Annotated in this window: 8 protein-coding genes; 5 read left to right on the top strand and 3 right to left on the bottom strand. The window is 38.5% G+C overall.

Annotation, left to right across the window (positions count from 1 at the left end):
* Together QME45_13600 and QME45_13605 are read left to right on the top strand one after the other, a co-directional pair.
* A partial coding sequence (locus QME45_13600; protein ID MDI6619665.1) for a hypothetical protein occupies positions 1 to 273 on the top strand: 273 nt, incomplete at its 5' end.
* Positions 274 to 534: 261 nt separating this feature from the next.
* Positions 535 to 2,118: a hypothetical protein gene (locus tag QME45_13605; GenBank protein MDI6619666.1), complete on the top strand. Its 1,584-nt coding sequence runs from the start codon at positions 535 to 537 to the stop codon at positions 2,116 to 2,118.
* A gap of 9 nt (positions 2,119 to 2,127) precedes the next feature.
* On the opposite strand, the gene QME45_13610 is transcribed toward QME45_13605, so the two are convergent.
* Positions 2,128 to 4,269 (bottom strand): M28 family peptidase, encoded by a 2,142-nt coding sequence (locus QME45_13610; GenBank protein ID MDI6619667.1) that lies wholly within the window; start codon positions 4,267 to 4,269, stop codon positions 2,128 to 2,130.
* A gap of 214 nt (positions 4,270 to 4,483) precedes the next feature.
* Here QME45_13610 and QME45_13615 point away from each other — a divergent pair, with 214 nt between their 5' ends.
* The 3 genes from QME45_13615 (at position 4,484) to QME45_13625 (ending at position 8,329) form a co-directional block, all read left to right on the top strand.
* Positions 4,484 to 5,680 (top strand): type II CAAX endopeptidase family protein, encoded by a 1,197-nt coding sequence (locus QME45_13615; protein ID MDI6619668.1) that lies wholly within the window; start codon positions 4,484 to 4,486, stop codon positions 5,678 to 5,680.
* Positions 5,681 to 5,784: 104 nt separating this feature from the next.
* On the top strand, positions 5,785 to 6,660 hold the full coding sequence (locus tag QME45_13620) for an AraC family transcriptional regulator (GenBank protein MDI6619669.1): 876 nt from the start codon (positions 5,785 to 5,787) through the stop codon (positions 6,658 to 6,660).
* Positions 6,661 to 6,787: 127 nt separating this feature from the next.
* Positions 6,788 to 8,329, top strand: a complete 1,542-nt coding sequence (locus QME45_13625) for an FAD-dependent oxidoreductase (GenBank protein MDI6619670.1) — start codon at positions 6,788 to 6,790, stop codon at positions 8,327 to 8,329.
* Between the two features lie 94 nt (positions 8,330 to 8,423).
* Here QME45_13625 and QME45_13630 read toward each other — a convergent pair whose 3' ends face one another.
* Both QME45_13630 and QME45_13635 read right to left on the bottom strand, forming a co-directional pair.
* The gene (locus QME45_13630) at positions 8,424 to 9,590 is read right to left on the bottom strand and encodes an iron-containing alcohol dehydrogenase (protein MDI6619671.1); all 1,167 of its coding nucleotides are present in this window, start codon (positions 9,588 to 9,590) and stop codon (positions 8,424 to 8,426) included.
* Between the two features lie 252 nt (positions 9,591 to 9,842).
* Positions 9,843 to 10,694 carry a PHP domain-containing protein gene (locus QME45_13635; GenBank protein ID MDI6619672.1) on the bottom strand — a complete coding sequence of 284 codons (852 nt, stop codon included), beginning with the start codon at positions 10,692 to 10,694 and terminating at the stop codon, positions 9,843 to 9,845.
* Positions 10,695 to 10,859: the final 165 nt, after the last annotated feature.

Raw genomic sequence — 10,859 nt, forward strand, 5'->3', positions numbered from 1 at the left:
GTTGCTCAAAATAACATAATCCTATTTATGCCATATTTCAAATTACGAATTGCAGATAAGATATTATCAATCGCCTACATTTACGAGGATTCCGAGGCAATGTTGCCGTCAAATGTAGGATATGCCGTTCAGAGCTGTTCAAACTATATGATTTCCGATGGTTTACCGGAATCATACATAAAATCTGCTCTCACTTTGTTCAGACTTACAGGCAAGGGTTTTCCGTTTTCAAGGGATATGAAAATGGTACCAACAAGAATTGATGCCTGTTAGCGGTGTAACAACTGATTATTATCAATACATTTTATTTATTAAGGGAAGCAAACCCGATACGCCTTTGGATAAACAGTAGCGGTAAATTTACAACTTTTTTCAACCAATCTTACAAACACCAAACTTTTGTTAACCGTCCCCGTACTTACTTACCGTCGGTAACATTGAAAACTGTTAAAAAATTCTTAATTTTTTTCCTATTATTTTCTTAAAATTTGGATTATACTGATAAAAAGATCATTTATAAGGGGAGATATTGTAATGGATAACAAAATACAGGAGAAAAAAGTTACCGGTTATGCAGTAGGCCACAATAGAAAAAAATATAACATCGCATCACTTGTCATTCTTGGAATTATATTATCAGTACAGGTTGTAATCTTCTTCAATGAAATAATATTAAGCCTCAAGTCTTACAAGCCGGTGAGGGGGATGTCAGGCTCTTCATGGGTAGGATTCAGCAATTTTAGTAACATTTTTCGATCTGATTTGGCTTTCAGCAGGATATTGCAGAATACCATTGTTTTTAACCTGCTTTTTTGTATTATAGTTTTTTTAATTGCTCTTATAATAGGCTATATTGTTCTTGCTCTTCCCAAAGGAGGAATATTGAGGTGCATACTGGCAATATTATGCGTGTTTCCGCTCTTTTTGCCTGCCGAGGTTTACGCAGGATGGTTTATAAACCTTTTGGGTTCCGGACCCTTCATGAATCCTTCGGCGATTACTTTCATCCATCCTCTGCTTTCCGCCATAAAATACGCAGGCATACCGATCATGCTGATATATATTCTGGATGAAATCCATGAGGAAAAGGATCCTTCCCTTTCACTTAAGGTATCGGGACTATTTTCCATAGTATCCCTGGCTTTTATCGCTAACAGCTGTTTTTCCCTGACAAGGGCCATATATAATCCATTAACCTACGAATCCCTCGACATGCTTGATACGTATATGTACAGGAAAGGCTTCATGCAAATGGATATAAGCCAAAATTCCGCTTTGGGAGTCATACAGACATTAATAACCTTGCTTTCCTTCGCGGTCTTGTTTATACCTGTAAAGCATTTGTTTTCAAGGACTTTTAAAAAAAGTAAAATAAAAATCAAGCCGGAAAACATAGCTAAAAAATCGATTTCATCTATAATAGCCATCGTAATTTTTACTATAATCTATTTTCTTCCATATTGGGCAAACGGGCAAAGCTTTGATATGAACACTCCAAAGCCGCCTATTGCATCACCCATAATTTATTACCTGCTTCTATCTCTTATTTCAGCTTTAATCGCATCAGCCCTTGCAGCCATAATAGGCAAAAGTTTCATCAGCTCCAGCAAAAAAGTTGTAATTGCCGCTGTCGTTTTGCTGTCCTTGATGACAGTTCTTACAGCAAAGCCAATCAATTTTTACCAATATCTGATGGTAAGAAAGATGGGATTTATAAATACAGGCTTTGCGATAATACTGGTTACCTGTTTTTCATCTGCTGCAGTATGGGCTATGGCGTGTATTTTGAGGATGGAAGGCGATATTTCACCAAGATCCCATTTAACGGCTCTGGCAGGCGTGTTTTTGATTGAGTCAGCATTGATTTACTGCAATTCAACACCGCCTTTGATATATTTTACCAATATCAAGCTATCGCCTCTTTTAATTCTAAAGGGGGTCAGTTCAGGCATGCAGCAGCCTACCGCCTTACAGAGTACGACGGCAGGTTTGAACAATGCCGTCGGCCTTTACGGATTTATTGTATCACTGCCGCCGCTTTTGATATTCGCCGCAGCGAACATAATTCTTCCAAAAAAGCACCTTATGCCCGTAATATCCGGAGGAATGAAAAGCTGATTAAGCATTTTACTTTCCTCCGTATACATTGCCGGAATTTATTCCTCTCATATTCTGAATGAGTATATATTTATTTGTGGCGATGGGCATATAAAACGACGAAAGCAGCATGAAGAATGCTATCGAAAATATCACAAGGCTCGCAAAGGTTCTATTCTTTACATCCACCTCTTTGCAAACCAGTTTGCAAACAAGGTATGCCAAAGCCGCAAGGCAAATATAGAGCATTATTTTACCGGCAATATGCCTTGCAAAGTCCGGTGTTACGGCATAATAAACAGGCTTGCTGTAGAATGCCGTGACGCCGAACGAAACGGCAACCACTACGATAAGCGATATATAATAGATAACATCAAGCTCGCTTCCATCGCCCCTATAATTCCAGCTTCTTGTACGCTTCTTTGCAAGATACATTATAAGCACCCCGACAAATGCTGCCATGAAGTATATGGGAAATATCAAAAATGATTTTATAAAGCTTAAAATCCCCTCGAGCACAAGCGACATCAGGCCGGGTGTACTTGATGGAGCATAAGGATATTTTACCGGCATATAGCTTACAATTCCCATGAGCAATACAAGAACTGCAACTGAAAGCACCGGAAACTTCACCTTTATTCTCTTCCATCTTGTATTTAGCATGTGCCTCATAAATAATAAAAGCAAAGCAAGCAGCACCACTGCGATTATAAAAGGATATAAAAATTTAACAAGCACTAAAAGCTCCTGCCTTATTATGCTGTACCCTTTTATATTCCCGTTTGGATATGCAAAAGCCGCTATGTACGACATGACAAGCCTTACGCTCTTTTCTATATTTGCCCTATTTACATTGCCCATATCATCATCCGGGGTGCGCGCTCTCGATTTATCATATTCCATTATCGATACTGAGGGAACTCCGGCCATTGTAAATACCGAGTGGGTATAATCGCTGTTTTTTATCTCGCTTGTATCGATTCCGAGCTTTCGGGATATATTTTTCAAATGATACCTTAGCTTCGAAGATGGGTCCACCTCTTTATTCAGGTCATAATTATATACTGTACTGTATAAAAGCGAAACGGGCACATTATCTTTTGAACCGACCATCCCTATATTTATGGCGGTAGACTTATATAAAGGGTATGGCGGCTGCTCGGCGTACCGTGATGAGCCTAAAAGGCCCCCGTCCTCTCCGTTGAACGCTATAAATAATATATTTTTCGAAGGGGCCTTGTCCTGTTCCTTTATGTACCTTGCGATCTCTATCAAGGCTCCAACACCCGACGCATTGTCAAGAGCCCCGGGATAGACTGTGCCGTCGCTTGCCGGTCCGACATTATCGAGGTTTGCCACAATAAGCAGATAATCGCTGCTCCTGGCTGGTATCATCCCAAGCACATCATATATTTTTACCAATTGGGTATTAAACGTGGATTTTAAATGCAGATTATAGCCTTTATCCTTATACGCATATAGCTCATTATACAGCCTTTGCGTTATTATAAAAGAAGGAAGCTCATATCCCGTTTTATAAGGCGGCTTGCTCCCTATGCCTGAAGATTCCACTCTCAGATTGTAATCATCCGGAACAACCGTAATAAGTGCTCCGTAATCCGCTCCTCCCACAGCATGAGCAAGGGTATCCGTCGTTTTCTGATCTCTCGTATCGGTTCTAACTATGGCTACAAGTGAATTACCGACTGGTCTTTCTATATCTATATCGCCCTTCCAATGCAAAAAACTAAAACCCGACGTTATATCACCCGCTGAAGAATATCCGAAACTCTGTTCTATAAAATCCTCACCGTATTTATATTTTTTTACTATGCTCCCGTTTTTATCCTTGAGCTCCATTACTGCCATCCCGTTGTATGTCCTCGTATTCTCGTAATGTTCTCTCAAATATTCTCCGCTATCGCCCGCCGGCTTCAAACCTATTTTTTTAAACTTGTCCTCTATATATTTTACAGCCATAACATTCCCGCTTGTACCATATCTTCTCCCGTTGTATTTTGAAGACGATAATTCCATCGCGGTTTCATAAACATTGTCGGAGCTGAATCCATCAATTTTTATACTGCCTCTATTATATAAAAATAGTACAGGCAGTATACATACAATCAAAGCTATGATAATATATTTATAATACTTTTTGTATTTACTCAAACACATCACCTCGCTAAAGCTATTATACACCATTTTTTACAAAGATTGCACTTTAGTTTATACGGGGTATATGATGGGTGTATATTTTATCCCTGAAGAATTTATATAAAAAATGTTATAATTTTACTGCTCTTCAAATAAAAAAAGTCCTTAAGTCAAAATAAATGCAAATCTTTAATTTATTAAGCCAAATGCGGAAATTGGAGATGATCTGTTGTATAAAAAGAATATTTATCCTGGAGTACGCCAGTCCATATCTTTGGTTGTAATATGCCTTTTACTGCAGGTTGTTGCAGGCGGAGTCATAGGAATTTTTTTGCAGTTTTCATCGGCGCCTTCGCGGAACATAAGCCCTTTGGTTTTTATTTCTTCAACTGCATGCACTTTATTTACCGCAGCCTTTGGAATATACAGAAGCAAAGTGAGCATAAAAAGATATTTTTCACTTAAGTCTCAGAATAGATTTACCATCCTGCTTTGCATCGCTTTTTTTCTTGGAACCTATTTTTTAGTTTTTATATTAAGCGGCTTTATGCAGAGTTTATTTCATTTCAACGATAATTTGGGCGAAATATACATCTCCGGATTCGGCGACTGCCTTTCAATACTGGCTATTGTTGTAATCGCCCCCATTTTTGAGGAAACGCTATTCAGAGGAGTAATATTAAGGGGATTGCTGAAAAACTATGGCGTTTTAAAGGCTCTGATCGTCACGTCGGTTCTGTTCGGCATTCTTCATTTTAATATCGCTCAGCTAATAACGGCGTCGATTCTCGGCTTAATGCTCGGGTTTATATTCATAAAGACTGGCTCATTGATATTATGCATATTATTTCATGCCTTGAACAACGGCCTTTCGATCATTATATATGAACTTTCATCAAAATATAAAAGCATGTTCTCAAGCGCCTATATTATTATCATACCTGTTTTATTGATCGCTGCTGGAACGGTTTCTTTATATTTCCTGATAAGAAAACCCGATAATATTTCAGATATAATTGAAGAGCGGAATGCATTTTTATCCTATGAGGAAAGCATGAACATAGAGTATGCGGATATGCCGGCTATTTTGTACAGGCATTCGGGCATGGGTATATCCTCATTTGCCATCTTCCTTGTTTCAGGATTGATAGATATGTCTTGCATTGCATATTTAACAGTTCCATCATTTAACGCAATACAAGCACCAAATATGAATACTACAATGTTCATCGCCAATTCATTCATACTCACAAGATTTTTGAACTTAATCGGGCTAGGCCTTGGGATCGCAAGTTTGATTCAAAAGTACCGCAAAAAGACTTTCCCGATACTCGGAACCGTATTGAACTCCTTCGCCATATTATTTTCCATAACTTTACTTTTAACCGGTATTATCGCTAAAATCAGGACATACCAATGTCTTTAAGCAAAACAGCTTTTTAAGCTGTTGAAAATATGTTATTCTGATATTTAGAGAGTATTATCAGCAGGTATTTTTCACAAATAAAGATGAAACGGAGGTGCACTATTATGCTTCAAAACAATACATTATCAGACAAAAATGAGTTGCCCAGCGAAAATCAGCTTGTATATATTGCCAGATCTCTTGATGATAAAGGCTGTCTTAAGAGCATTCACAAAAATAATCTTATTGAAATAGCATATATCATTTCCGGTACGGGAAGATATATGGCAGGGAAAAATAATTACGAGGTATCAAAAGGTGATTTATTTATTATCGATTATGATATTCCCTGTGGTTTTTCAGATTATGAAACCCTTGATATATATACATGCGCATTCAGACCGGAGTTTATTAGCACCTGGCTGTTTTTAGACAAACAGTTCAAGGATACGGCCATGTTTTTTCTGTTTAAGTCTCTGTTCCCTGAGACTTATAAGCCGGATGTCGATTTAAAGCTTGGTGGAATCGGCTTTCTTAAGATAAAAGACATATTTGACAGGATGTACGATGAATATAAAAACAGAGAAGGGGGCTATATAGACCTTATAAGGACATATTTAATCGAGCTTATCATTAACATATTCAGATACGTTGAGCACGGCAATAAAAGATTCTGCTTGTCTAATAGTTACAAACTTGTAAATAAGGCCATAAAATATATGAATGAAAATTCCAGTTCAAAAATTACGCTGGAAGATATGGCCGCAAAATCATTTCTGATTAAAAATTATTTGGTCAGTCACTTTAAGGAAGTTACAGGAATAGATTTTTACTATTATATACAAAAACTTAGAGTAGAAGAAGCGTGCAGGCTTCTTACAGAAACAAACATGAAGATACTGGATATCGCTCTTCAGGTCGGCTTTGAGGATGAAAAGTCCTTTTATAAAATATTCAAAAAGATTAAAGGCATAGCTCCGGGAAAATACAGGAAGAAATAAATATTGGCAGGAAACTCTCCTTCATACTCCATGCATGCGTCTTTTTATACTTTCAAAATAAAATATGGATATTTTTCTGTAACATGTAAATTATAAATACAAAGATCTGAGTATGGAGATGATTTATATGGAAAATAAATCCGAAATGAAACTTCCGAATGAGCCGGAATCTTTTTGGATCGCATCAACACCTCAAATAGAACATTCCTCTCTGATGGAGGATATGAATGTTGATGTTGCAATCGTTGGGGGAGGAATGGTTGGGATAACGTCAGCTTACCTTTTAAAGCAGGAAGGGTTAAAAGTTGCCATTATAGAAGCCGACAGAATTCTTAGAGGCACTACAGGACATACCACAGCAAAAATAACATCCCAGCACGGTCTCAGGTATAATAAAATAAAGACAAATATAAGTGAAGAAGTAGCGAAACAATATGCGCAGTCTAATGAATATGCGATAAAATTCATACACGATCTGGTTGACAGGAAAAATATCGACTGCGATTTCAGGGAGCAATCCGCATATATATACACAAACGATGACAATTATATAAAACAGATACAGGATGAAGCAGCTACGGCGGCTTCACTCGGTATAAAAGCGTCTTATGTGCAGGAAACCCCACTTCCGTTTAAAGTTAAAGCAGCGGTACGTTTTGACGGTCAGGCGCAGTTTCATCCAAGGAAATATCTTTTAGCCCTTTCAAGGGAGATAGATGGAGACGGCTGCCGCATATTCGAGCACACAAGAGCTGTTGATATCGAAAAGGACGGCGACCTTTATAATGTTATAACATCTGAAGGAAAAAAGGTATCTGCCAAGAGAGTCATCATGGCATCGCATTATCCCTTTTACAACTTTGAAGGATTTTATTTTGCAAGGATTTACACGGAGAGATCCTATGTACTGGCGGTAAAAATAAACGGGAATTATCCCGGCGGTATGTATATAAATGCCGAAAATCCTACTCGATCTCTCCGTTCTCAAAATCTAAACAATGGCTCAATAGTACTTATATCGGGAGAACGTCATAAAACTGGTCAAGGTATAGATATGATGACCCATTATGAAAACTTAAAAAACTTTGCATATGAGACATTTGATGTAGAAGATATATTGTACAGATGGTCTACTCAGGACTGCATGACTCTCGATGATATTCCATATGTAGGACTTTTTACATCGAAAACACCTAACCTTTATATAGCAACAGGTTTTGGAAAATGGGGAATGACAGGCAGTACCGTATCGGCTTTATTGCTTAGGGATCTCATCATAAAAGGTAAAAGCCCGTGGCAGGATGTATATAGCCCGTCACGCACAAATATCAAAGCTTCAGCTAAAAACTTCATCGTGGAAAATGCAAATGTCGCAGGGCAGCTTATCTCAGGGAAAATGCAAATGCTTCCCCAAAAATTGGATATTAAACCGGGTGAGGCAAAAGTTATAGACTCAAATGGCCAAAAAAATGGTGCTTATATGGATATAAACGGTCGGCTGCATCTGGTAGATACAACATGTACACATTTAGGATGCGAACTTAAATGGAATTCCGCCGAAAAGACATGGGACTGTCCCTGCCACGGCTCAAGATTTACTTATGAAGGAAAGATCGTGGAGGGGCCTGCCGTAAAACCGTTAAAGCATATCGAGAAAGACATCCATTAGTTTATAATATAAAAAATATGTTGCTTGAAGCGCTATCCGCTGTTCAAGCAACATATTTTTTATAAAGGAGGTCATTTTTTAGATGTTTCGCATTTTAGAAGTTTACCTTTTCTCCTGTGAACGTGCAGATAAACAACTTTTTCATTGTAGCAGCATCTATTGGCCTTGGGTTTGCACCTGTGCAAGCATCCCCGATTGCATTTGTAGATATCTTATCAAGATGTTCATTGAAATCTTTTTCGCTTACACCATATTCTTTTAATGTGGAAGGTATATTAAGCTGTTTGTTCATTTCTTTTATCAATCCCGTAAGAGCATCGATAAGCTCATCCTGCGTATTTCCTTTAAGTTCAAGAGCCCTTGCTATTTCGGCATATCTTTCACCGCATGCCTTCTTATTATAGTCGATTACATATGGAAGGTATATGGCGTTCGCACATCCATGAGGAATATGGAAAACTGCCCCTGTCTTATGAGCCATACTGTGCGTTATACCAAGAAGAGCATTTGAAAATGCCATTCCTGCAAGGCACTGTGCAATATGCATTTCGTTTCTTGCCTCTTTGTCACCATTATATGATTTAATAAGGTACTTATGGACCATAACTATTGCCTTGATTGCCAGAGGGTCAGTAAATGATGACCTAAGAGCCGCAACATATGCTTCAATCGCGTGTGTCAGAGCATCCATTCCGGTATGCGCGGTAAGCTTCTGAGGCATAGTCTGCGCAAGAGCCGGATCAACTATTGCTATATCAGGAGTCAGATTGAAATCGGCAAGAGGATATTTAATCTCTGTCTTGTAATCTGTGATAACTGAAAATGCCGTAACTTCAGTTCCGGTTCCGCTTGTCGATGGAATAGCCACAAATTTTGCTTTATGCCTTAACTCTGGAACTGTGAAAGGCTTTTTGACATCCTCAAATGTAATATCAGGATGTTCGTAGAAAATCCACATAGCTTTCGCAGCATCTATAGGCGAACCGCCTCCTATGGATACTATCCAGTCCGGTCCGAATTCCCTCATGACTTTTGCTCCGTTCATAACCGTTTCAACTGATGGATCCGGTTCAACGCCTTCTATATGTTTAACTTCCAAGCCGGCTTCCTTTAAATACTGGTCAACTTTATCCAAAAATCCAAGCCTTTTCATTGAGCCACCGCCGACAACTACAATAGCCTTTTTCCCTTTTAATGCCTTCAGCGCTTCCAAGGAGCCCTCTCCATAATATATATCTCTCGGTAAAGTAAACCTGTTCATATATCGTTACCTCCATAATTGATTTGATATGAAATTTATATCTTCTATTATTTTTGTTATATGAACGGGGATTTATGCAAAACAAATACAACCCCCGGTAAATAAAATTTGATCATTCATCAATCCTCGCGCAAAGATTGTTATTTATTTCACGTATATTATATATTTAAACTACTATAAAATCAATACAAAATATGTTGATTTTAGATTAAATTTTATCGAAAGTTAATCGCAAAAGAATATGGGCTGATTCTATCGTTTCTGTTTTTCTGCAAAATCCTTCAGCATATGGATGCTTTTTATATCAGGCGAACTGGAACCTATCATAAGTCCCGGTCTGCTGTAAAATCCGTGGAAGTCCGTTCCGCCCGTCTCAATCAATTTATACTTTTTAGCAATTTCACGGGTGCGTCTCTCGCCTTCTAAATCGTGATGCGGATGTTTAACTTCGATGCCTGCAAGCCCTTCCTTTACAAGCTCAGGCACTGCATCAAGATTTTTATAAAAATACGGATGGGCAAGCACAGGAACTCCACCTGCATCTAAGATGGCATGTATCGCTTCAAACATATCCACATATCTTATAGGAATATAGGCGATACCCTTTCCCCGGCCGTTTTTTCCGTTAGAGAAAAGGGCACGAAAAAGATCCCCGTATATACTGTCGCAATATCCTTTATCCATAAGGGCATGCATTATATTCTGCTTATATATTGCCGTTCTCCCGGCATATTTTTGTACATCATCCCACGATATTTTGTAACCGTTTGATATTATTATATCAAACATTTTCAGAGCCGCATCGTTCCTCTGCTTTAAAACAGGGTCGCAAAGCCTTTTTATCGCCTGATGCCCCGGCTTAATATAATATCCAAGCATGTGCACCTTTCTGTCTCTTTTAAAATCGTAAGCCGATATTTCGATCGCAGGTATAACATCTATGTTGAATTTATGCCCTATTTTCAAAGCTTCCTCAACCCCGGCCGAAGTATCATGGTCTGTTATGGCTATATGCGTTACCCCATTTTCCTTTGCATTTTTCAAAAGTTCATATACAGACATTGAACCATCCGAATAATCCGAGTGGCAGTGCAAATCTATCATTCTATATTTCCTCCTCAAAATATCAACCTTAACTTCATTTTATCAAATTGGGGACGGTTAAGCAAAAGTTGTTGGGCTCAGGCGGTGGGTTCGGGGGTTTGGCGGGTTTGGGGACGGTTAAGCAAAACAAACAAACTGATGACTGCGCTTGGGGGACGGTTAAGC

It is taken from the genome of Clostridiales bacterium (genome assembly GCA_030016385.1).
Lineage (GTDB): Bacteria > Bacillota > Clostridia > Clostridiales > Oxobacteraceae > JASEJN01.

What these genes read in the sequence shown, in the direction of transcription:
- QME45_13620 (MDI6619669.1), top strand. Translation starts at nt 5,785, where the DNA reads ATGCTTCAAAACAATACATTATCAGACAAAAATGAGTTGCCCAGCGAA.
- QME45_13635 (MDI6619672.1), bottom strand. Translation starts at nt 10,694, where the DNA reads ATGATAGATTTGCACTGCCACTCGGATTATTCGGATGGTTCAATGTCT.
- QME45_13630 (MDI6619671.1), bottom strand. Translation starts at nt 9,590, where the DNA reads ATGAACAGGTTTACTTTACCGAGAGATATATATTATGGAGAGGGCTCC.
- QME45_13605 (MDI6619666.1), top strand. Translation starts at nt 535, where the DNA reads ATGGATAACAAAATACAGGAGAAAAAAGTTACCGGTTATGCAGTAGGC.
- QME45_13625 (MDI6619670.1), top strand. Translation starts at nt 6,788, where the DNA reads ATGGAAAATAAATCCGAAATGAAACTTCCGAATGAGCCGGAATCTTTT.